This window comes from Streptosporangium heterodermiicola, assembly GCF_051390675.1.
Taxonomy (GTDB): domain Bacteria; phylum Actinomycetota; class Actinomycetes; order Streptosporangiales; family Streptosporangiaceae; genus Streptosporangium.
Genome location: NZ_JBPJSR010000007.1, coordinates 216,159 through 238,235 on the forward strand (window position 1 = coordinate 216,159; position 22,077 = coordinate 238,235).

18 protein-coding genes are annotated in these 22,077 nt (G+C 70.8%); 5 read left to right on the forward strand and 13 right to left on the reverse strand.

What is annotated here, in order from left to right:
* Positions 1-2 precede the first annotated feature (2 nt).
* Positions 3-1,538 (reverse strand): hypothetical protein, encoded by a 1,536-nt coding sequence (locus ACSC1Q_RS17665; protein WP_436759795.1) that lies wholly within the window; start codon positions 1,536-1,538, stop codon positions 3-5.
* 169 nt (positions 1,539-1,707) lie between these two features.
* Positions 1,708-2,799, reverse strand: a complete 1,092-nt coding sequence (locus tag ACSC1Q_RS17670; RefSeq protein ID WP_436759943.1) for a site-2 protease family protein — start codon at positions 2,797-2,799, stop codon at positions 1,708-1,710.
* Positions 2,800-2,966: 167 nt separating this feature from the next.
* Here ACSC1Q_RS17670 and ACSC1Q_RS17675 point away from each other — a divergent pair, with 167 nt between their 5' ends.
* From ACSC1Q_RS17675 to ACSC1Q_RS17685, 3 genes are all read left to right on the forward strand, one after another.
* On the forward strand, positions 2,967-3,845 hold the full coding sequence (locus tag ACSC1Q_RS17675) for a RecB family exonuclease (RefSeq protein ID WP_436759796.1): 879 nt from the start codon (positions 2,967-2,969) through the stop codon (positions 3,843-3,845).
* Between the two features lie 372 nt (positions 3,846-4,217).
* Entirely contained in the window at positions 4,218-5,516 is a 1,299-nt protein-coding gene (locus tag ACSC1Q_RS17680; RefSeq protein ID WP_436759797.1) for a sensor histidine kinase, read from the forward strand.
* Positions 5,516-6,199 carry a response regulator gene (locus ACSC1Q_RS17685; protein WP_350967820.1) on the forward strand — a complete coding sequence of 228 codons (684 nt, stop codon included), beginning with the start codon at positions 5,516-5,518 and terminating at the stop codon, positions 6,197-6,199. Before ACSC1Q_RS17680 ends, ACSC1Q_RS17685 begins: the two co-directional genes overlap by 1 nt.
* An 83-nt stretch (positions 6,200-6,282) precedes the next feature.
* On the opposite strand, the gene ACSC1Q_RS17690 is transcribed toward ACSC1Q_RS17685, so the two are convergent.
* The 8 genes from ACSC1Q_RS17690 to metH form a co-directional block, all read right to left on the reverse strand.
* On the reverse strand, positions 6,283-7,350 hold the full coding sequence (locus tag ACSC1Q_RS17690; protein WP_436759798.1) for an ABC transporter ATP-binding protein: 1,068 nt from the start codon (positions 7,348-7,350) through the stop codon (positions 6,283-6,285).
* A 46-nt stretch (positions 7,351-7,396) separates the two neighbouring features.
* Positions 7,397-8,440 (reverse strand): ABC transporter ATP-binding protein, encoded by a 1,044-nt coding sequence (locus ACSC1Q_RS17695; RefSeq protein ID WP_436759799.1) that lies wholly within the window; start codon positions 8,438-8,440, stop codon positions 7,397-7,399.
* Positions 8,437-9,450 carry an ABC transporter permease gene (locus ACSC1Q_RS17700; RefSeq protein WP_436759800.1) on the reverse strand — a complete coding sequence of 338 codons (1,014 nt, stop codon included), beginning with the start codon at positions 9,448-9,450 and terminating at the stop codon, positions 8,437-8,439. The genes ACSC1Q_RS17695 and ACSC1Q_RS17700 overlap by 4 nt, the downstream gene beginning before the upstream one ends.
* 78 nt (positions 9,451-9,528) lie before the next feature.
* Positions 9,529-11,307 carry an ABC transporter substrate-binding protein gene (locus tag ACSC1Q_RS17705; protein ID WP_436759801.1) on the reverse strand — a complete coding sequence of 593 codons (1,779 nt, stop codon included), beginning with the start codon at positions 11,305-11,307 and terminating at the stop codon, positions 9,529-9,531.
* A 58-nt stretch (positions 11,308-11,365) separates the two neighbouring features.
* Positions 11,366-12,376 carry an ABC transporter permease gene (locus ACSC1Q_RS17710; RefSeq protein WP_436759802.1) on the reverse strand — a complete coding sequence of 337 codons (1,011 nt, stop codon included), beginning with the start codon at positions 12,374-12,376 and terminating at the stop codon, positions 11,366-11,368.
* Positions 12,377-12,641: 265 nt separating this feature from the next.
* On the reverse strand, positions 12,642-13,211 hold the full coding sequence (locus tag ACSC1Q_RS17715; RefSeq protein ID WP_436759803.1) for a cellulose synthase: 570 nt from the start codon (positions 13,209-13,211) through the stop codon (positions 12,642-12,644).
* Between the two features lie 120 nt (positions 13,212-13,331).
* Positions 13,332-14,093 carry an HAD family hydrolase gene (locus ACSC1Q_RS17720; protein ID WP_436759804.1) on the reverse strand — a complete coding sequence of 254 codons (762 nt, stop codon included), beginning with the start codon at positions 14,091-14,093 and terminating at the stop codon, positions 13,332-13,334.
* 54 nt (positions 14,094-14,147) lie between these two features.
* The gene (gene metH / locus ACSC1Q_RS17725; RefSeq protein ID WP_436759944.1) at positions 14,148-17,612 is read right to left on the reverse strand and encodes a methionine synthase; all 3,465 of its coding nucleotides are present in this window, start codon (positions 17,610-17,612) and stop codon (positions 14,148-14,150) included.
* A 233-nt stretch (positions 17,613-17,845) separates the two neighbouring features.
* Between metH and ACSC1Q_RS17730 the strand changes: the two genes are divergently transcribed.
* A complete protein-coding gene (locus ACSC1Q_RS17730; RefSeq protein WP_350967829.1) occupies positions 17,846-18,700 on the forward strand; it encodes a PAC2 family protein in 855 nt (284 codons plus the stop codon).
* A 266-nt stretch (positions 18,701-18,966) separates the two neighbouring features.
* Positions 18,967-19,599: a hypothetical protein gene (locus ACSC1Q_RS17735; protein ID WP_436759805.1), complete on the forward strand. Its 633-nt coding sequence runs from the start codon at positions 18,967-18,969 to the stop codon at positions 19,597-19,599.
* A 134-nt stretch (positions 19,600-19,733) separates the two neighbouring features.
* On the opposite strand, the gene ACSC1Q_RS17740 is transcribed toward ACSC1Q_RS17735, so the two are convergent.
* The 3 genes from ACSC1Q_RS17740 to nirD form a co-directional block, all read right to left on the reverse strand.
* Entirely contained in the window at positions 19,734-20,465 is a 732-nt protein-coding gene (locus ACSC1Q_RS17740; protein ID WP_436759806.1) for a sirohydrochlorin chelatase, read from the reverse strand.
* Positions 20,462-21,631: a uroporphyrinogen-III synthase gene (locus tag ACSC1Q_RS17745; protein WP_436759807.1), complete on the reverse strand. Its 1,170-nt coding sequence runs from the start codon at positions 21,629-21,631 to the stop codon at positions 20,462-20,464. The genes ACSC1Q_RS17740 and ACSC1Q_RS17745 overlap by 4 nt, the downstream gene beginning before the upstream one ends.
* 76 nt (positions 21,632-21,707) lie before the next feature.
* Positions 21,708-22,061: a nitrite reductase small subunit NirD gene (nirD, locus tag ACSC1Q_RS17750; protein WP_436759808.1), complete on the reverse strand. Its 354-nt coding sequence runs from the start codon at positions 22,059-22,061 to the stop codon at positions 21,708-21,710.
* Positions 22,062-22,077 lie beyond the last annotated feature (16 nt).

The window sequence follows — 22,077 nt, forward strand, 5'->3', positions numbered from 1 at the left end:
CCTTACACCGACGAGTTGCGGGCCCATTTGAACCACTGCGAGGTCGACCGCAGCGGTCCCATCTTCTTGACGAATCCTCGTCTCGCCAGGTCGTCGGCTATCTCCTGGGCCGCGATCTGCAGGCCGAGGAAGGTGTCGACGCCGGGGAAGTAGCCGCCGAGGGTGGCGGATCCCGAGGCGTAGAGGGCGCCGTCGCCGCTCGCCGTCCCCTTCACCTCGAAGTGGCGCTCCACCTCCAGCCTGCCCACCGGGTTGCGGAACGCCCCGCCGTGCTGGAGCAGGTCCGCGAAGATCCGGTGCTCGGCGATGTCGGCCTCAAGGCCCGTGCAGTCGATGATGTAGTCGGACACCGGCTCCCTGACGATGCCGTCGCCGCTGCGCACGTAGCTGACGAGCCGCCCGTCGCGGCTCTCCTCCACCCGGTCGACGGTGCCCTGCACGGGGTGGTAGTAGCCGCCGCTGCGGCCCGCTCGCATCTGCTCCTGCCAGCGCCGCCTGAAGGGGGTGTTGGTGCCGCCCATCTGCTTGTACTTCTTCGCGCGGTCGGCCCCCTCCAGCTTGCGCATCTCCGCCTTGAGCTGACCACCCCACACCGACTTGGGATAGTTGAAGCCCTGGTAGGCCCAGCCGTCGCCGCCCTTGCGGCGCGACCAGATGTGCGGGCCGTGCGAGCCGCTGACGAACGTGCGGAAGATGTGGATGATCTGCGTCTGCAGGTTGTGCCTCTCCCGGTCGTCGAACAGCCGCTGGAGCACCCGGGAGGCGACGATGCCGCCGCCGCGGATGACCACGGTGCCCGGCCGGGTCTTCAGGAACTCGTACACCTGCTCGTGCGGCTCGTAGGCGTTGACGACGTGCTGGTAGTCACCGTGCTTGGTACGGAACTCCTGCAGGTCGGGCAGGAACTTCAGGCCCGGGTAGCCGATCGCGACGTGCACGAAGCGCGAGCGGAAGATGATGCGCTTGGTCGGCGCCGCGCCGTCGGGCGGGGTGACCACGGTGAAGTAGCCGCCGCCCGCCCTGCGGCGGACCATCCGCACCTGGCCCTTGACCAGCATGTCCCAGTAGTTGATGCGCTTGGCCTCGCGTTCGAGGTTCTCGAAGACGGTGCCGGCGCGCGGGGTCCAGAAGTCGTTCAGGAGCGGCTCGGTGAGGATCTGCCACAGGTACGACGGCTTCTTCTCCTTCCACGCTTCCTCCAGGGCGTAGGAGGGGAACCCCCACAGGTTGTCCGGGCGGGAGGAGGAGTCGGAGCGGATCCGCTCGCGCCGGGGGATCTGCGAGCACCTGGTGAGGAACTCGTAGGTCTGCCACGGGTGGTCGATGTTGGACACCACCCGCATCTGCGAGGTGGGCACACCGTAGATCCGCAGGTAGTCGAGCGTCACGAAGGATCCCATGCCGCCGCCGACCGTGAGGAAGGGGATGTCGTACATGGGGATGCCCGCGGCCGCGACCATCTGGTCGGTCCATTCGGGGGCGCCGAGGAGATCCGGCGTCAGATCGCCGGCCGGAGCCGGTGTTCGGGGGGGTGCCAATTGACGTCCCTTAAGCTACATGGCCAGCCCGTTCGCTGGCCAAAACCCTAGTCCTGGTAAGTGCCGAAAACGAGTGGGACGAACGGGCATGATCCTCCCCTGCCGTCCCGTCCCCGTCCCGTCATCGGCGAGTATCCAGTGAGACGCCTGTGAACGACCTGTGGTTCGCTTAAACCCCGCTGAATACGCGGTTCACGTCCGAGGTCGCGAGCACGCCGAAGATATCGCCGCCGCGCTCGACCAGGAGATACTCCCCCGCCGGGGACTCGCGCATCGCGTCGATCAGCGGCTCCCCCTCCAGGTCGGCGGCGAGCACCAGCGAGGGCTCCAGGCTGCGCGCCAGCGAACCGGCCGTCACCCAGGGGCGGCGGCTCTCCGGGGTGGCCTCCACCGCGACCTCGTTCACGATGCCGGTGGGGTGGCCGTCGTGGTCGACCACGACCATCGCCCCCGCCTCCGCCTCGGCGGCCCGGCGCAGGGCCTCGGCCAGCGGCACGTCGCCGGTCACCGCGATGGCCCGCCTGGCCAGGGCGCGGGCGTTGACCTCGGGGATGCGGGCCCGCACGCGGGCGCCGCGCAGCGCCTGGGTGGCGCCGAACCAGATGAAGGCGGCGAGCAGCATCGTCCAGACGATCATGGTCGTCTCCGGCTCCTGCCCGGCCACCAGCGGCAGGCCTATGGGCAGCACGACCAGGACGACGGCCAGCACCCGGCCCGCCCAGGCCGCCGCGATCGTGCCGGAGACGGGCTTGCGGGTGATCTTCCAGATGCCCGCCCGCAGCATGCGCCCGCCGTCGAGCGGCAGCCCCGGCAGCAGGTTGAAGACGCCGACCATCAGGTTGGCGAGCCAGAGCTGGAAGACCAGGACGCCGGCGATCGTGCCGGGGTCGATCACGTAGGAGGCGGCGAAGCCGAGCGCGGCCAGCCCGAGCGAGAGCAGCGGCCCGGCGAAGGCCACCATGAACTCCCTGCCCGGGGTCTCCGGCTCGCGCTCGATCTCCGAGACGCCGCCGAGCAGGTAGAGGGTGATCCGCCGGACCGGCAGGCCGTACATCCTGGCCACCACGCAGTGCGCCAGCTCGTGCAGGAGCACCGAGACGTACAGCAGCACCGCGAAGACGAACGCGACGACGTACGTGAGCGGGGTGCTCAGGTCGGGCAGCCGGTAGGCCACCACGCTCTGGAACGAGTAGGTGATGAACGCCGCCACGATGAACCAGGTCGGCGAGACGTAGATCGGGATGCCGAACGGGCGGCCCATCCGCAGCCCCGGATTGTCCTGGCGTGGGCTGTCGCTGCTCACCGCTGGCTCACCATTCCTCGTCCCATCCACCCTCAGGCCTCGATGGTACGCGCCGCGGGGCCTCCGGCAGACGCCACGAGGGCACCCGGGCGCAAACTGTCGTCACCGTGACCTACAGTGCGGTCATGTCACTGCCCGAGCCCACGATCGTCGGAGCCCTGTCGCCGTCGCGCGCGGGTGACTTCATGACGTGCCCGCTGCTCTACCGCTTCCGGGTGATCGACCGGCTTCCCGAGCCGCCGTCGCCCGCCGCGGTGCGCGGCACGATGGTCCACTCGGTGCTGGAGCGCCTGTACGACCTGCCCGCCCCGAGGCGCACGGTCTCCGCGGCCCAGGACCTGCTGGAGCCGCAGTGGCGCAGGCTCCTGGAGGAGGATCCGTCGTACGCGGGCATGTTCACCGGCGACGACGACCGCGCCGAGTGGCTGGCCCAGGCCCGTGCCATGCTGGAACGTTACTTCACCCTTGAGGACCCCACCTGCCTGGAGCCCGCCGAGCGGGAGCTCTACGTGGAGGCGGTGCTCGGCAGCGGCCTGATGCTGCGGGGCTACATCGACCGGCTGGACGTGGCGCCCACCGGCGAGGTCCGCGTCGTCGACTACAAGACCGGCAGCGCCCCGGGGCCCGCCTTCGAGGCCAAGGCGCTGTTCCAGATGAAGTTCTACGCGCTGGTCCTGTGGCGGTTGCGCGGCTCGGTGCCCCGCATGCTCCAGCTGATGTATCTCGGGGGCGGCGGCGAGGTCCTGCGCTACACCCCCGACGAGGCAGACCTGCTCGCCACCGAGCGCAAGGTCCAGGCCCTGTGGCAGGCCATCGAGCGGGCCCTGGAGACGGGCGAGTGGCGCTCCAGGCCCAGCAGGCTGTGCGGCTGGTGCAGTTACCAGGCCCTGTGCCCGGAGTTCGGCGGCACTCCCCCGCCCGTCCCCGAGCGGCAGCCCGGAGACACCGTCCGCAGCAACCGGCGCCCCACCAGGACCTCCAGGGCGGCCACCGACGAGCTGTAGCGGCCACGGTGAGGGCCTGCGGCGGCCGTGACGGCCGTGGCTGGCCGTGATTGTCCGGCTGGCCGGTTGGCCTTGGTTGGCTGGTCGGCCGTGACGGCCGTGACACCGTGTCGACGGCGCGTTGACGGTGATCCCGGCGTGACCCCGGGCACCCCGGGCCGATCCTGGCGTGGCCTCGGGCACCTCAAGCCGATCCCGGCGTGGCCTCACGGCACTCTCCGGCCGGACTCCCTGGCCGGATTCCCTCGCCGGACTCCCCGGCCGGTCCGGGAGTGTCCCCGCGCGTTTCCCGGAGCGGATCCTTCGCGGGGATGAGGGCGATATCCACCTCTGGCAGGGTGGCGTCCGGAGAAGGGCGCCTAAATTGATTGTGTGCGCAACACCATCGGCAGCCTTCGGACCTGGTTCCGCGGGCACCCGCTGATTCCCGACGCGATCTTCGGTGGAGCGCTGGCCGCCGCCTCGGTCCCCTTCGCCCAGGCGGCCCACGTCCTCGGCGACCCCGACCGGCTGCGGGCGCCCGACGCGATGAGCCTCGGCCTGGTCGTGGCCGGCTGCCTGTCGGTGGCGCTGCGCCGCCACCGGCCGTTCCTGATGCTCTTCCTGGTCTGCGTGGCCGAGGTCACCCTGGCCTCCACGGGCCGGAGCCCCTCCCTGCTCTGGCTCGTCACCCTGGTGCTGGTCTACACGATCGCCGCCGGGCGCGGCCTCGCGCTCAGTCTGTGCGCCCTCGCCCTGGCCCTCACCGGTCACGTCGTGTCGGCGGCGGCGGGCGCCGGGCTCGACGGGTTCGGCGGTTTCGGTGGGTTCGGCGGGTGGAGCGGCCTGCCGTTGATGGCCGTGCTCACCGCCTCCCTGTGGATCGCCGGCCGGAGCGTGCGGCTGCGCCGGGCCTACCAGGCGGAGCTGCGCGACCGGGCGCGGCGCACGGAGCGAGCCCGGGAGGCCGACACCCGGGCGGCCAGGGCCGAGGAGCGCTCCCGCATCGCCCGCGAGCTGCACGACGTGGTCGCCCACCACGTGAGCGTGATGACCGTCCAGGCCGCCGCGGCGCGGCGGGTGCTGGCCAGCAACCCCGACGGGGCGCGGGAGGCCCTCTCGGCGATCGAGGAGCTCGGCCGGACCGCGATGGCGGAGATGCGCGGCATGGTGGGCGTGCTCAGGACCGACGGGACCCCCGCCGAGCGCAACCCGCAGCCGGGGGTACGTGAGATCCCGGCCCTGGTCGACCAGATGCGCGAGGCGGGGCTGCGGACACAGCTGTGGATCGAGGACGAGCGGGGCACCCCGCCGCCGGAGGGAACGGGAGCAACGGGAACGCCGGGAACAGCGGGAACAGCGGGAACAGCGGGAACAGCGGGAACACTGCCTCCCGGTGTCGACCTGGCCGCGTACCGGCTGGTCCAGGAGGCCCTGACCAACAGCCTGCGGCACGCGGGGCCGCAGGCGCGGGCCTGGGTGACGGTACGCCACGAGCCGGGTGAGCTGGCCGTGCAGGTCGAGGACGACGGCCTCGGCCCGGAGGCGCGCGACCCGGACGCGGAGGTGACCGGGCACGGACTGGCGGGCATCCGGGAACGTGTCGCCCTCTATGGTGGACTTCTGAGGATCGGCCCGCGCGACGGGGGCGGGTTCGAGGTCAATGCCCGGTTCCCCCTCAAGGACACGTGATGACGATCAGAGTGCTGCTGGTGGACGACCAGCCGCTGCTGCGCACGGGTTTCCGCCTGATCCTGGAGGCCGAGCCCGATCTCACGGTGGTCGGCGAGGCGGGCGACGGCAAGGCCGCGCAGGACCAGTCGCGGGCGCTGCTGCCCGACGTGGTGCTGATGGACATCCGGATGCCGGGCGTGGACGGCATCGAGGCGACCCGCAGGATCGTGCGGGAGGCCACCGCGGGCGCGCACGTGCCGCGGGTGCTGGTGCTGACGACCTTCGACCTCGACGAGTACATCGTGGAGGCGCTGCGCGCCGGGGCGAGCGGGTTCCTGCTGAAGGACGTGCCGCCCGAGGAGCTGGTGCAGGCCATCCGGGTGGTCGCGGCGGGCGACGCGATCGTCGCGCCGAGTGTCACCAGGCGGTTGCTGGACAAGTTCGGGGCGCACCTGCCCTCGGCGCACCAGCAGTCGACCCCCGCGCGCCTGGACCGGCTGACCGAGCGGGAGCTGGAGGTGCTCCGGCTGATCGCCAAGGGCATGTCCAACGCGGAGATCGCCGCCCAGCTTGTGGTGAGCGAGACGACGGTGAAGACCCACGTCGGCAACGTGCTCACCAAGCTGGGCCTGCGCGACCGCGTCCAGGCCGTCGTGCTCGCGTACGAGACCGGCCTGATCACGCCGGGCGCGCTTCCCTGACCCTCTCACGCGGCCCTCTGACGCGGCTCTCTGACGCGCCCGCCCGCACGGGGTCCGTACGGGCGGGTGAGGGCCGAGGACGGTCAGCCGGAGACGGCCTGCGGGGCCTGGTGCCCGGCGGGGGCGTTCTCCGGGAAGTGGCAGGCCACCTGGTGTCCCGGGGCCAGCGTCGCCAGCGGCGGCTCCACCGTCTTGCAGATCTCCTGGGCCTTCCAGCACCGGGTGTGGAACCGGCAGGCGGGCGGCGGGTTGAGCGGGCTGGGCACGTCGCCCTGGAGGCGGATGCGCTCGCGGTCCTTGCGCCGGGCCGGGTCGGGGACGGGCACCGCGGACATCAGCGCGGTGGTGTACGGGTGCATGGGCGACTCGTACAGGTCCTTGCGGTCGGCCAGCTCGACGATCTTGCCGAGATACATGACCGCGACCCGGTCGCTGATGTGCCGGATGACCGACAGGTCGTGCGCGACGATGACGTAGGTCAGGTCGAGCTCGTTCTGCAGGTCCTCCAGGAGGTTGACCACCTGGGCCTGGATCGACACGTCCAGCGCGGAGACCGGCTCGTCGGCGATGATGAGCTTGGGCTTGAGGGCGAGCGTGCGGGCGATGCCGATGCGCTGGCGCTGGCCGCCGGAGAACTCGTGCGGATAGCGGTTGTAGTGCTCGGGGTTGAGCCCGACCAGCTCCAGGATCTCCTGGACCGCCTTCTTGGTGCCCTGCTCGGTCTGGATCCCCTGGATGCGGTACGGGGCGCCGACGATGGCGCCGACCGTGTGCCGGGGGTTGAGCGACGAGTAGGGGTCCTGGAAGATCATCTGCATGTCGCGGCGGAGCGGGCGGATCTTGGCCTGGGACATGTGGGTGATGTCGTGGCCCTCGAAGACGACCTTGCCGCCGGTGGGCTCAAGCAGGCGGGTGATCAGCCGTCCCGTGGTGCTCTTGCCGCAGCCCGACTCGCCCACCAGGCCGAGCGTCTCGCCCTTGCGGACGTCGAAGGTGATCCCGTCGACCGCCTTCACCGCGCCGACCTGCCTGCGCAGCAGGCCCTTGGTCACCGGGAAGTGCTTCTGCAGGCCCTGCACGGACAGCAGCGCGTCGGCGGGGGACCGCTCGGCCGCGCCGCCCTTGTCGTCAACGACGTCGACCGAGGTCACGCGTCCTCCCTAACCCGGGGCGTGTTGTGCCGGTCCGCTCGCTCGCTCACGTGCTCTCCATCATCGGCTTGATCTCGTTCTCCCAGATGGACCGCCGTTCCGCGCGGGGCATGTGGCAGCGGACCAGGTGGCCGCCGTCGGTCTCCAGCAGCTGCGGCACCTCCGAGGTGGCCTTGCCCTCGGTACGGCCCGCGAAGGCGCACCGGGGGTTGAAGGCGCAGCCGGACGGCACGTTGATCAGGGAGGGCGGGGAGCCCTTGATCGGGAGCAGCCGCTCGGTGGGCTCGCGGTCCAGGCGGGGCATCGATCCCAGCAGGCCCCACGTGTAGGGGTGCTCGGGCCGGTAGAAGGTGTCCTCGGCCGTGCCGTACTCGACGCACTTGCCGCCGTACATCACCAGGATGTCGTCCGACAGCTCGGCGACCACGCCGAGGTCGTGGGTGATGACGATCAGCGCGGAGTTGAACTCGCTCTGCAGGTCGCGCATCAGGTCGAGGATCTGCGCCTGGACGGTCACGTCGAGGGCCGTGGTGGGCTCGTCGGCGATGAGCAGCTCGGGGTCGCAGGAGAGCGCCATCGCGATCATCGCGCGCTGGCGCATGCCGCCGGAGAAGTGGTGGGGGTAGTCGTCGACCCGCTTGTCGGGCTGCGGGATCCCCACCCGGCCGAGCATGTCGATCGCGTGCTTGCGGGCGACGGCCTTGCTGACCTTGTGGTGGATCCGGTACGCCTCGATGATCTGGGCGCCCACGCTGTAGTACGGGTGCATGGCGGACAGCGGATCCTGGAAGATCATCGCCATCTTCTTGCCGCGCAGGGTCCGCACGTGGTCGGCGCTCGCGCCGACGAGCTCCTCGCCGTCGAGCCAGATCTCACCGGAGATCTTGGCGCGCCCGCCCTTGTGCAGGCCCAGGATGCCGAGGCTGGTCACGCTCTTGCCGGAGCCCGACTCGCCCACGATGCCCAGGGTCTTGCCCCGGTCGAGCCTGAACGACAGGCCGTCGACGGACTTGACCAGGCCGTCCTCGGTCGGGAAGTGGATGCGCAGGTCGCGCAGTTCCAGGAAGGACTCCGGTGCGGGAGTCGTCATGAGAGCCTCACCCTCGGGTCGACCACCGCGTACAGGACGTCCACGATGAGGTTGGCCACGACGATGAAGATCGCCGCGAACAGGGTCACGCCGAGGACGACGGGCAGGTCGTTGCCCCGGATCGCGTCGATGACCAGCTTGCCGATGCCGGGGATGGAGAAGGTGCTCTCGGTGAGCACCGCGCCGCCCAGCAGCAGGCCGAGGTCAAGGCCGAAGATGGTGAGGATCGGGGTCAGCGTGGCCCGCAGCGCGTGCTTGGTCACGACCGTCCGCTCCTTGAGACCCTTCGCGCGGGCCGTGCGGATGTAGTCCTCGCCCATGGTCTCCAGCATGCCCGCCCGGGTGAGCCGGGCGTACAGGGCGGCGTACAGGAACGCCAGGGTGATCCACGGCAGGACGAGCGACTGGAACCACATGATCGGGTTCTCGGTGAACGCCGTGTAGCTGCCGCCGCCGGGGAAGATCCCCAGCGTGTACGCGAACAGCGACAGCGACACCAGGCCGGTGAAGTAGATGGGGAGCGACACCCCCGCCAGGGCGATCGTCATCGCCGCCCTGTCCATGGCGGTGCCGCGTCTCAGCGCGGAGATGACGCCCACGCTGACGCCGGCGACGACCCAGGTGATCGCCGCGCCCAGGGCGAGGGAGATCGTCGCGGGGAGCCGGTCGAGCAGCGTCGGCCAGACCGCCTGGTTGTTGTTGAAGGAGAAGCCAAAGCACGGTGCCGGGCAGTCGGCCTTGCGCGGGCCGAGCGAGTAGTCCTGGCCGGCGACGATGCCCTGCGCGAACCTGCCGTACTGCACCAGGAGCGGATCGTCCAGGTGCAGCCGCTTCACGGCGCCCTGGATCGCCTCGGGGGTGGCGTCTCGACCGACGTAACGCGACGCCATGCCCTCGGGGGTCTGTCCCAGAGCACGCGGGATGAGAAAGAAGATCGCGAAGGTGGCCATGCTGACGATGGCGAGCATCAGCACGGCGGCGATCACGCGGCGGACGATGAAAGCGACCACGATCGTTCGGCCGGAGTGCCCGGGAGGGTCGCTCCCGGGCACTGTCAGGCCTTCACCTGCCTTTGGCTAACTAGAGGGCTACTGCTGGACGCCGAGCCACGTGTAGTCGTACATGCCGTAGGCGGGGTGCACGTACACGTTGGTCAGGGTCGACGGACGGAAGATGAGGGTCTTCTCGTAGACGAAGGACATGAAGGCGGCAGACTCCATGACCTTCTGGTCGACCTGGGCCCAGATCTCGTTGCGGGCAGCGGCGTCGGTGGTCTGGATGCCCTTGTCGAGCAGGTCGTTCACCGACTTGTCGTTGAGCTCCATCATGTTGTAGTTGCCGGAGTCCTTGATGAAGCGACCGTCGACGATCTGCGACAGGAAGCCGAAGCCGGACGGCCAGTCGGAACCCCAGCCGGCGATCATGATGCCCAGGTTGTTGGCGTGCACGAACTCCGGCTTGCCGGCGTACTGCGCGCTCCAGTCACCCGAGGGGTACTTCTTGATGGTGGCCTTGATGCCGACCCGGTCGAGGGAGGCCTGGAGCGCCTCGGCGACCTGGACCTCCTTGGTGCGGTCACCGCGGACCGCGATGCTGGTCTCGAAGCCGTTCGGCTGGCCGCAGGCCGCCAGGTGCTCCTTGGCCTTGTTCAGGTCGCCCTTGTGGTCGGCGCCGTTGGGGTACAGGTCGAACTGCTTGTAGCCGACCGTGGTCGGGGTCATCGCGGTGGTGCCGATCTCGCCGCCGAGCGGGCCGCCCCAGGGAGCCTGGGTGGCGGTCTTGTCGGTGGCGTACTGCACGGCCTTGCGGCAGTCGATGTTGTCGAACGGCTTCACCGCGGTCGACATCATCGCGTAGCGGTTGAACGGCGTGAAGGGGTTGTCCGTGGAGTCCTTCAGCTTGGCGTCCGCGACGATCTGGGCGCGGGCCGCCGGCTGCACGCCGGTGCCGCCGAGGTCGACGTGGACCTGGCCGCTGATGAGGCGCTTGTCGATGTCCTCGGCGTTCTGCTTCAGCTGGACCTCGATGCGGTCGGGCAGCTGCTTGCGGGTGGTGTCGGTGGCCGGGTCCCAGTTCTCGTTCTTGACGAGGTTGAACTGCTTGCCGATCTCGTACTTCTCGATCTTGTAGGGGCCGGTCGAGGCGACGGTCTTCTCGTAGTCGAGGCCGGTGTCCTTGGCCTGCGGCACCGGGGCGGACTGCGGGTTGGCGACCAGGAAGTCGAACTCCGCGAACGGCGCCTTCAGCTTGAAGACGACGGTGTAGTCGTCGGGGGTCTCGATGCCCTTGAAGTCGTCGAGGTTCTTGTCCTTGTAGGGACCCTTGTAGTCACCGGCGTCGAGGTACTCCGCGAAGTACTTCGGACCGTCGGTGAGCTCCTCGGTGAAGTTGCTCCGGGCGATGGCGTACTTGACGTCCGCGGCCTTGACCTCGGTGCCGTCGTCGTACTTGATGCCCTTCTTGATCTTGTACGTCCAGGACTTGCCGTCCGCGGCCATCTCGCCGGGGCCCTCGGCCAGGTCCGGGACCAGCTTCAGGCCGGCGTCGCCGGGCTCGGCGGCGTAGGTCATCAGCGGGCGGGCGTACAGACGCGTGAAGTTCCAGTTCCAGGCGTAGTACGTGTTGCCCGGGTCCATCGAGTCGGGCTCGTCGGAGTAGGCGAACTTGAGGGTCCCGCCCTTGGTGTCCGCGGCGTTGACGACCTTGGTGTAGCCGTCGTTGTACTTGGCCGCGGATGCCGCGGCACCGGTCCCCTGGCTTCCTGAGGACGTGTTGCCACCGCCACCGGCTGTTCCGCCACAGGCGGCCAGTCCCATGGACAGCGCGGTACCCAGCGCGGCGAGCGCCAGTACGTTGATCTTCCTCATCGTGGTGGTATACCCCTTGTCATGAGTGACGGTGATATAGAGGACGGTCGCTTGTTCGCTACCGGGCTCGCGGGTCGAGGGCGTCCCGGAGCCCGTCGCCCAACAGGTTGAACGCCATAACGGTGATGAAGATCGCTAGGCCCGGGACGATCATGAAGTGCGGGGCGGTCTGGTAGTAGTCGACCGCCCTGGTGAGCATGCCGCCCCAGGAGGCCTGGGGTTCGTTCACGCCGACGCCGAGGAACGACAGAGCCGCCTCGAACAGGATGTTCGTGGGGATCAGCAGGGTCGCGTAGACGAGGATCGGCGCCACGAGGTTGGGGAACATCTCGCGGAAGATGATGTAGCTGTTGCCCGCCCCCAGGGAGCGGGCCGCGTCGACGAACTCGCGCTCGCGCAGCGACAGGGTCTGGCCGCGCACGATGCGCGCGATGTACGGCCAGTTGAAGAAGCCGATGATGAACACGATCACCGCGATCCGCAGGCCGTTGCCCTTCAGCCCGAGGGCCTGGTCGGGGACGGCGCCGACGATGGCGATCGCGAACAGCAGCAGGGGGAAGGCGAGGAAGATGTCCATCGCCCGGCTGATGAGGGTGTCGACCCAGCCGCCGAAGAAACCGGCGAGCACGCCCAGCAGGGAGCCGAGCACGACCGACAGCAGCGTGGCCAGGAAGGCGACCAGCAGCGAGATCTGGGCGCCCGACAGGATCCGGGCGAAGATGTCGCGGCCGTTGACCGGCTCCAGGCCGAGCGGGTGCTCCAGGCTGATCCCGCCCCAGGCGCCTATCGGGGCGCTCGTCATGGGGTCGATGAGGTCGTTGTTGGGAATGTTCGGGGAGTCGCCGAACAGCGCGATGATCCCGCCGAAGGGACGTTCCGCGAAGATCGCGATCAGCGTCAGGAAGACCACGACGAAAGCGCCGATAATCGCCGCCTTATCGCGCTTCAGGCGCAGCCAGGCGATCTGGCCGAGAGACCGGCCCTCGATGGCTTTTCCGCCCACCCCTTCGAGAACAGCCTCCGGCTGGGCCTCCATGGCCGTGCCGGGGACGTCGAGCGGTGCGGTCATACAGTGGCCCCCTGGATCCCAGACGACGTTGTCCGTCAACGCGTCCCCCGGGTCGGGGCAGCGCGCCGTAAGTCTACGGGCCGTTATTAGTGGTCCCGTGCGCAGAATCTATGGGCTGAACTGCGCTGACCAGTCCTCTGAGGCGCTATGTGGCTCAACTGTGATTCACGCGAAATTCATTCGTTTTGATCTTGAAGGTAATGTCCGGAAGCCGTTCCGCTTATGTCTCGGATTCGTGACACGGAAACGACGCGATTACCCAACGTCACCCGATCCCGCGACGCTTCAGGATGTCCTCGATATCGGAGAAGTCGTCGTCGGCGGCCGGCTTGGCCGCGGGCCGGGATCCGGCGGCCCGGGAGACGGGCGAGGGCGCGGGCGTGCGCTTGGGCAGCGGCTGCGTGACGGCGGTCGCCCCGGGGGTGCCCGGGATTCCCGGGGTCCCCGGAGTCACGGCCCTGCGCTGCCCCGCGGCGGCCGGGGCGCTCACGGTGGGCGCCGCCGGTGAGGTCCCGGACGCGGCGGCCCTGAGGCGGCGGCCGCGCAGGAAGCCGGAGACCAGGAAGAGCAGCGCGGAGAGCCCGGCCACCCCCACCCCCGCCCACACCGTGGGGTTGAGCACCAGGTTGGCGACGAAGGTGACGACCGCCGTGCCGATCTGCCACAGGGTCGACTGCGCGCCGGTCAGGACCGCGGCGACGGGCAGCAGCGACCAGGCCGCGGCGCGCAACCCCGCCGCGGCGCCCCGGCGCCGCATCACCAGGACACTCAGCACCAGCCCCACGCCGGTGACCCCTGCGCAGATCGGCAACCACGCGATCTGTTCGAACGACATAGCGGACCGCCCCTCGTATCGGCTTACCCGATCTCCATCCTGGCACGTCGAACCGGGACGGGCCCTCCTTCCTGAGGAGGGATCACCCCTTAGGGGATACGGGCCGGTTCGCGGGAAAGATCAGGGGCGATCCCCGACCCCGGACAGTCCACCGGAGGACGGCCCATCGGAAGACCGCTCACCGGAGGACAGCTCGCCCGAGGACGGCTCACCGGAGACCGACTCGCCTGAGAACAGCTCGCCCGAGGACAGCGAGCGCAGGATCGCCACGTCGACCTCCAGCAGCGAGCCGACGACGAGGCGGCCGGGCGCGGCGGTGATCGGCAGCACGCTCGGCACCGCCACCACCCGGCAGCCCGCGGCGGTGGCCGACGTCACCCCATTCGGTGAATCCTCCAGGGCGACGCAGCGGGCCGGGTCGACGCCCAGCAGCCGGGCGGCCGTCAGGTAGGGCTCGGGGTCGGGCTTGGTCCTCGCGACGTCGTCGCCGGTGACCACGCGGTCGAAGTTGTGCGCGCCGATGCTCCGCAGGCACGCCTCGGCGATCGGCCGGACCGACGAGGTGACCAGCGCGGTGGCCAGGCCCTGCCCGCGTACCTCCGCCAGCAGCTCGGCGGCGCCGGGCATCATCTCCACCCCGCCCGCGAGCCTGGCGGTCATGCCCTCCAGCATCCAGGTCTCCACCTCGGCCGGGGTGGCGCCCCCGCCGGAGACTTTGAGCATGTACGCCACGGTGGCGGGCATGGAGCCGCCCACCAGATTCTCCTGGTGGGCCTCCCCCCACTCGCCGCCGAGCCGTTCCATCACCTCGGTCTCGACCTGAAACCAGATCTTCTCGCTGTCGACGAGAAGCCCGTCCATGTCGAAGAGAACCGCTTCCATTCCCGCTGAACCCCCTGCCGGTCACACGCCGATCGAACACCGGTCACACGCCGGTCATACGTTGAAGTAGTTGGCCTCGGGGTGGTGGACGATCAGCGCGGACGTCGACTGCTCGGGATGGAGCTGGAACTCCTCCGACAGCTCGACGCCGATCCTCGCCGGATCGAGCAGCCCCATCAGCTGGACCTGGTCCTCCAGATTGGGGCAGGCGGGGTAGCCGAACGAGTAACGGCAGCCCGCGACGTCGACCTTGAGCATGTCCTCAAGGGACTCGTCGCCGCCGATGCCGAGCTCGGAGCGCACGCGCGCGTGCCAGTACTCGGCCAGGGCCTCGGTCAGCTGCACCGACAGGCCGTGCAGCTCCAGGTAGTCGCGGTAGGCGTCCTTGGCGAACAGCTCGTTCGCGGCCTCGGAGACCCGGTTGCCCATCGTCGCGACCTGGAGGGCGACGACGTCGACCTCGCCGGAGTCCTTGGACCTGAAGAAGTCGGACAGGCACAGGTGCCGGTCGCGCCGCTGGCGCGGGAAGGTGAAGCGGGTGCGCTCGTTCCCCCCCTCGTCCAGGATGATCAGCGAGTCGCCGTCGCTGACGCACGGGAAGTAGCCGTAGACGACCGCCGCCTCCAGCAGCCCGTCGGTCTGCATCCGCTCCAGCCACATCCGCAGGCGCGGACGGCCCTCGGTCTCGACCAGCTCCTCGTACGAGGGCCCGTCGCCGCCGCGCGCGGCCTTGAGGCCCCACTGGCCCATGAACGTCGCCCGCTCGTCCAGGAACGCGGCGTACTCGGCGAGCGGCACGCCCTTGACGACGCGCTCGCCGAGGAAGGGCGCGGCCGGCACCGGGTTGCCGGTGGCCACGTCGGAGCGGGCGGGCAGCTCCTCCACCGGGGTCCTGACCAGCGTGGCGCCGCCCCTGACCCGGCGCTCGCGCAGCGGCGGCAGGCTCGCGCCCCTCTCCCCGCGCTTGACCGCCATGAAGGCATCCATCAGGCGCAGCCCCTCGAAGGCGTCGCGGGCGTAGCGGACCTCGCCCTGGAAGAGCTCCGCGAGGTCCTGCTCGACATAGGCGCGGGTCAGCGCGGCCCCGCCGAGCAGCACGGGGAACCTGTCGGAGATGCCCCGGGAGTTCATCTCCTCCAGGTTCTCCTTCATGATGACCGTGGACTTCACCAGCAGCCCGGACATGCCGATGACGTCGGCCCCCTTCTCCTCGGCGGCCTCCAGGATGACCGACACCGGCTGCTTGATGCCGAGGTTGACGACCTCGTAGCCGTTGTTGGAGAGGATGATGTCGACCAGGTTCTTGCCGATGTCGTGCACGTCGCCCTTGACGGTGGCGAGCACGATGCGGCCCTTGATCTCGCCCTCGACCCGCTCCATGTGCGGCTCCAGGTAGGCGACCGAGGTCTTCATCACCTCGGCCGACTGGAGCACGAACGGCAGCTGCATCTGGCCGGAGCCGAACAGCTCGCCGACGGTCTTCATGCCGTCGAGCAGCACGTCGTTGACGATCTCCAGGGCGGGGCGCCGGGCGAGGCCCTCGTCGAGGTCGGCCTCCAGGCCCTTGCGCTCGCCGTCGACGATGCGGCGCTTGAGCCGCTCCCACAGCGGCAGCGCGGCGAGCTCCTCGGCCTTGCTCTCCTTGAGCGCGGCGGCGTCGACGCCCTCGAACAGCTCCATGAACCGCCGCAGCGGGTCGTAGCCCTCCCTGCGCCGGTCGTAGACCATGTCCAGGGCGACCTCGCGCTGCTCCTCGGGGATGCGCGCCATCGGCAGGATCTTGGAGGCGTGCGCGATCGCCGCGTCGAGGCCGGCGTTGACGCACTCGTTGAGGAAGACCGAGTTGAGCACGATGCGGGCCGCCGGGTTGAGGCCGAACGACACGTTCGACAGGCCCAGGACCGTCTGCACGCCGGGGTGCAGCCGCTTGATCTCCTTGATCGCCTCGATCGTCTCCAGCGCGTCGCGCCGGGTCTCCTCCTGGCCGGTGGCGATGGGGAAGGTGAGCATGTCGACGAGGATGTCCTCGACCCTCATCCCCCAGTTGGCCGTCAGGTCCTCGACGAGGCGTGCCGCGATCTGGACCTTCAGGTCGGCGGTGCGGGCCTGGCCCCGCTCGTCGATGGTGAGGGCCACCACGGCGGCGCCGTACTCGCGGACCAGGGTCATGTTCCTGTGGAAGCGCGTCTCGGGGCCGTCGCCCTCCTCGTAGTTGACCGAGTTGACGACCGCGCGCCCGCCGAGCATCTGCAGCCCGGCCTCCAGGACGGCGGGCTCGGTGGAGTCGAGGACGACCGGCAGCGTGGAGGCGGTGGCGAAGCGGAACGCCAGCTCCCTCATGTCGGCCACGCCGTCGCGGCCCACGTAGTCGACGCAGAGGTCGAGCATGTGCGCGCCGTCGCGGGCCTGCCCCCGCGCGATCTCCACGCACTCCTCCCAGTCCTGGGCGAGCATCGCCTCGCGGAACACCTTGGAGCCGACGGCGTTGGTGCGCTCGCCGATGGCCATGTACGAGATGTCCTGGCGGAAGGGGACGCTCTGGTAAAGGGAGGAGGCGCCGGCCTCGGGGCGGGGGCGGCGCGGGGCCGTCTCCCTGCCCCGGACCCGCTCGACGACCTGGCGCAGGTGCTCGGGGGTGGTGCCGCAGCAGCCGCCGACCAGGGAAAGCCCGTAGTCGCGGGTGAAGTTCTCGTGCGCCGAGGCCAGCTCCCCGGGGCTCAGCGGGTAGTAGGCGCCGTCGGAGGTGAGCACGGGAAGCCCGGCGTTGGGCATGCACGACAGGCGGACCCGGGCGTGGCGGGCCAGGTAGCGCAGGTGCTCGCTCATCTCGGCGGGGCCGGTCGCGCAGTTGAGGCCGATCACGTCGACGCCGAGCGGCTCGATCGCGGTCAGGGCCGCGCCGATCTCCGAGCCCAGCAGCATCGCGCCGTTGGTCTCGATGGTCACCTGGGCGATGACCGGCACGTCACGGCCGGAGTCGGCGATGGCCCGGCGGGCGCCGATCACCGCCGCCTTGACCTGGAGCAGGTCCTGGGAGGTCTCGACGATCAGCGCGTCGGCGCCACCGCTCACCAGGCCCGCGGCGTTGTCGTAATAGGCGTCGCGCAGCTCGGCGTACGGCTTGTGCCCGAGGGTGGGGAGCTTGGTGCCGGGGCCGATGGAGCCGAGCACGAAGCGCGGCCGGTCGGTGGTGGACCAGGCGTCGGCGGCCTCACGGGCGACGCGGGCACCGGCCTCGGAATACTCGAAGACACGTTCGGATATGTCGTATTCGCCAAGAGCTGAAAGGTTGGCGCCGAAGGTATTCGTCTCGACGCAGTCGACCCCCACCTCGAAATAGGCCTCGTGCACGGCCCGGACGATGTCGGGACGGGTGACGTTGAGCACTTCGTTGCAGCCCTCATGGTCCTGGAAGTCGTCCATGGTGACGTCGTGGGCCTGAAGCATCGTCCCCATCGCCCCGTCGGCGACCATCACCCGCTCGGCCAGGACTTCGCGGAAAGACGGAGTGCTTGTCATGGGAACAAGAGTACTGGGACCCATCCGGGCGCCCCCGTCACCGGCGACGACCTCGGCGACCACGGCCTCCCCCCGCCCGGCGGGCGGGTCGCGGGGCCCGGCGCCGCCGGGCGGGTGACGGCTCGCGGGCCGCGACGTCCCGATCGCCCGCACCATGTCGGGAAGGTGACGTGAAGGGCCCCTCACCGCATAGGCTTAGCCGGATAGGACGTGAGGTGAGAAGGAGGGGGCGCGTGATCGAGATCGAAGGCCTGCCCGAGCTCGTCGACCCGGTGATGATCGCCGCGTTCGAGGGGTGGAACGACGCGGGTGAGGCCTCGAGCGGAGTGATCGCGCACCTTGAGGAGGAGTGGAAGGCGACCCCGCTGGTCTCCCTCGACCCGGAGGAATACTACGACTTCCAGGTGACCCGCCCGATCGTCGAGATGGGCGAGGGGCTGACGCGCTCCATCACCTGGCCGACCACCAAGCTGTCGGTGGCCAGGCCCCCGGGCGTCGACCGCGACGTGGTGCTGCTGCGCGGCATCGAGCCCAACATGCGCTGGCGCGCGTTCTGCGAGGAGATCGTGCTGGTCTGCCGCGAGCTGGGGGTCGAGCTGGCGGTCCTGCTCGGCGCGCTGCTCAACGACTCGCCGCACACCCGCCCGGTGCCGATCGTGGGGTCGGCGACCGACGAGGGCCTGGCCAGGGCGATCAACCTGGAGCTGAGCCGCTACGAGGGGCCGACCGGCATCGTCGGCGTCCTGCAGCACTCCCTGGGCGCCGCCGGGCTGCACGCCGTGTCGCTGTGGGCCTCGGTGCCGCACTACGTCGCCCAGCCGCCCAACCCGAAGGCCACCATGGCGCTGCTCAGCCGGATGGAGGACCTGCTCGACATCCCGATGCCGCTGGGCGAGCTGGCCGAGGAGTCCCGGGCCTGGGAGCACGGCGTCGACGAGCTCGCCTCCCAGGACAGCGAGGTCGCCGAGTACGTCAAGGAGCTTGAGGAGCGCAAGGACGCCGCCGAGCTGCCCGAGGCGAGCGGCGACGCCATCGCCGCCGAGTTCGAGCGCTATCTGCGCCGCCGCGACCGTGACTCCGACGGCTGAACTCACGGCGTACGGTTACCACCGCGCGCTCTTTTTCGCCTAGGTTGAATCCAGGTCGAGCCTGGGGTCGGGCCCGGGTCGACAGGCACGGATCGGGCACGTCCCGCCTCTCCGGAGGCGGGCCGAGCGGAAAACCGGACGTCGGCGGCCGGAAAATCGGACGTCGGCGACTCCACGGCCAGGAAGACACGGCCCCGCGGACACCGGTGAACGACGCATCACCGTCACGACCATCTGTCCATGTGACTGCGCACGTTAGGGCGACCATGGCGACTCCCTATATCGACCCGTACCAGATCGACCGGCCCCAGCGGCCCGCCGACCCGCAGCGGAACGCCCAGGACGCGCGGCGCCGCGTCCTGGAGCTGGCCGCGTTCATGAAGCGCGAGGAGGCCGACGACGCCGCGCGCCCGCGCTCGCGAGGCACCGCGTCCGGGCACGCCGTCGACATGTTCCTCGCCCTGCTGCAGGACCGGCTCCCGGTCTGGCTGCGCATCCTCGACGACCTGATGTACCTGGTCGGCAAGGGCCGGGTGAGCGAGAACCTGCTGCCCATCGCGCGGGCGGGCATCGACTACTACTGCGAGGTCCAGTCGGCGGCGCTGCCCGCCTTCACCTCCCCCTCGGTCACCGTCCACTTCCGCGAGGCGATGCGCGACAGCGACATCGGGCCGATGTCGGAGATCGTCCCGCTCACCGCGTACCTGGCGGCCGAGCAGCGGGCGGGGCGCGTCTCCCCCGAGGTCGTCCCGGTCGCCAGCGCCCGGCTGCTGCTCGCCGGGTGCTTCAGCCACGCCTACTACGAGACGCTTCTCGGCGCCGGCGACTCCCTGCCGTCGCGGGACGAGGTGGCCGAGGAGATCGTCCGGGAGCTGAGACTGGAGCCCCCGCGGGCCTGATCTCCCCGCCGTCGAGCCCCGTGAGCCTGAGCGCCCTCACGATCGAGCCCCGGCGAGCCTGAGCGCCCCCAGCGCTCAAGCCCCGGCGAGCCCCGATCGCCCCCCGCGATCGCCGGCCGCCGGCACCGGGTGGGTCACGCCGGTGTCCTGACCCCCGAGGGCCGGGCGCCCAGGTCGAGGCCTGCCGCCATCGACGCCAGGCGGGCCTGGTCGAACCGGGCCCACACCAGCGCGGCCAGGTCGGCGTCCACCCCCAGGGGAGCGGCGACCAGGTCGGCTCCCGACGCCTCCAGGCGGTCCTGGAAGAAGCCGGGGGCGAGGAGGTAGGAGGCGAGCGCGATCCGCGGCGCGGGTCCCGAGCGCAGCCGTTCCAGGGCCTCGCCGACCGACGGGGTGCCCGTCGCGGCGAAGGCCGCGGTGACCGGGCGCGACAGCCGTACCGACAGCAGCCGGGCCGCCGCCCGCACGTCGGCCAGCGCGGCCGGGTCGGACGACCCCGCCGCGCCCAGGATCACCGAGTCGGCCCCCCGCAGCCCCGCGGCGGAGAGCCGCCTGGCGAGGACGGCGGTGAGCAGCGGGTGCGGTCCCAGCGGGGCCGCCACCACGGCGTCCGGCCGCGCCGAGGCGACCACGGAGGGCAGGTCGATGTGGACGTGGTAGCCGCCCGCCAGCAGCAGCGGGACCACCACCACGGGGCCTGGCAGGCAGGGAAGCATGTCGGCCAGCGACGGCGAGCTGATCTCCAGGAACGCCTGCTCCACCCGCGTCCCCCGGCGGCCCCTGCGCACCAGGTCCCGCAGTCCGGCCAGGGTCTCCTCGCCTCTCGCGCTCCGTGTCCCGTGCCCGGCCAGGACCAGTGTCGTCACAGGCCTTCGCCCCGGTCGCAGGCCAGGCGGTAGCCGCGCTTGACGACCGTCTCGACGATCCCGGCGGGACCGAGGGCGCGGCGCAGGCGGGTGATGGCCATCTCGACCGCGTGCTCGGCCGAGTCGCGCGACGGGCCGCCGGGGAGCACGGTCCGCAGGTCGGAGCGGGCCACCACGTGTCCGGGCTTGTCGGCCAGGCGCTTGAGGACCGCCATCGGCGCGGGCGGCAGCGGCTTCAGCTCGCCGTCCACCGCGACGGCGTGGCCGCGGATCTCCAGCTGGTGGCCGCCCGCGACCAGGCGGGTGACGCTGTGCTCGGGCAGGTGCCTGGCGAGGGTACGGGCCAGCGTGCCCAGGCGGGAGCGCTCGGGCTGCACGGTGGGCACCCCGCGCGCCTCCAGCGGGCCCGCGGTGACCGGTCCCACGCAGGCGGCGACGACCGGCCCGGCGAAGGCCGCGACCAGCGCGTCCTCCAGGCCGTCCGCGCGGGCGGAGTTGAGCATGGCCAGCACGGCCGGGGCGCTGGTGAAGGCCACCGCGTCCACCCCGCCGGAGATCGCCTGGCTGACCAGGCGCCGCAGCGGCGACACGTCGCGGTAGGGCAGCCACCGGTAGACCGGCACCTCGATGACCTCCGCGCCCGCCTCGCGCAGCGCGGCCACGAAACCGGTCAGCGGCTCCCCGTGCAGCTGCACGGCGATGCGGCGCCCGCGCAGGTCCTGGGCGAGCAGGTGCTGCTTCACCTCCTCGCACGACTCCGTGGGCGGGGTCCAGTGGTCGGTCAGGCCGGCCGCCCTGACCGCGCCGCGCGCCTTGGGCCCGCGGGTCAGCAGCCGGGCCGCTGTCAGGTGCTCGGAGAGGTCGCCGGAGAGCCCCCAGCCCTCGGCGGCGGCCATCCAGCCGCGGAAGCCGACACCGGTGGTGACCACCACGTCGTCGACCGGGGCGGACAGGCTGGCGCGGGTCGCGGCCAGCAGGTCGGCGTCCTCGGCCAGGGGCACCAGCCGGATGGCCGGGGCGCGTACCACTCTCGCGCCCCTGCGTTCCAGCAGCGCGCAGAACTCCTCGCGCCGCCGGGTGGCGGTGACCCCGATCGTGAACCCGGCCAGCGCGTCGGGCGCGGTCTCGGGAGAGCCGATGGGACTGTCCAGAACGGCGATGCTCATCTGTCGTTCACCACTTCTCGCTCGATGTTTCCTCGGTATCCGGCCGCCCGCGGCCTCACCCCGTGCCCGTCCGTGCTCATCCGGGGTCCACCTCCACCGTTCCGCCGGTGACGCGGATCGGATAGGTCGGCACGGCCACCGCGGGGTCGTCCAGGCACACCCCCGTCGCGAGGGAGAAGACCTGCTTGTGCATCGGGGAGGCCACCACGGGCTCGCCCGCCCTGGTGCCCACGATCCCCCGGGACAGGACGTGGGCGCCGCTGAACGGATCGCGGTTGCCGATCGCGAACAGGGAGCCGTCGAAGGCGCGGAACAGCGCGATCTGCCTGCCGCCGACGAGCGCGCACGCTCCGCGCTCGGGCTGCAGGTCGGTGTAGGAGCAGACCGCCGTCCAGGCGGTCGTCTCCAGGTCCTCTCTCAGGGCGGTCATCGGTGCGGGCCTCCTC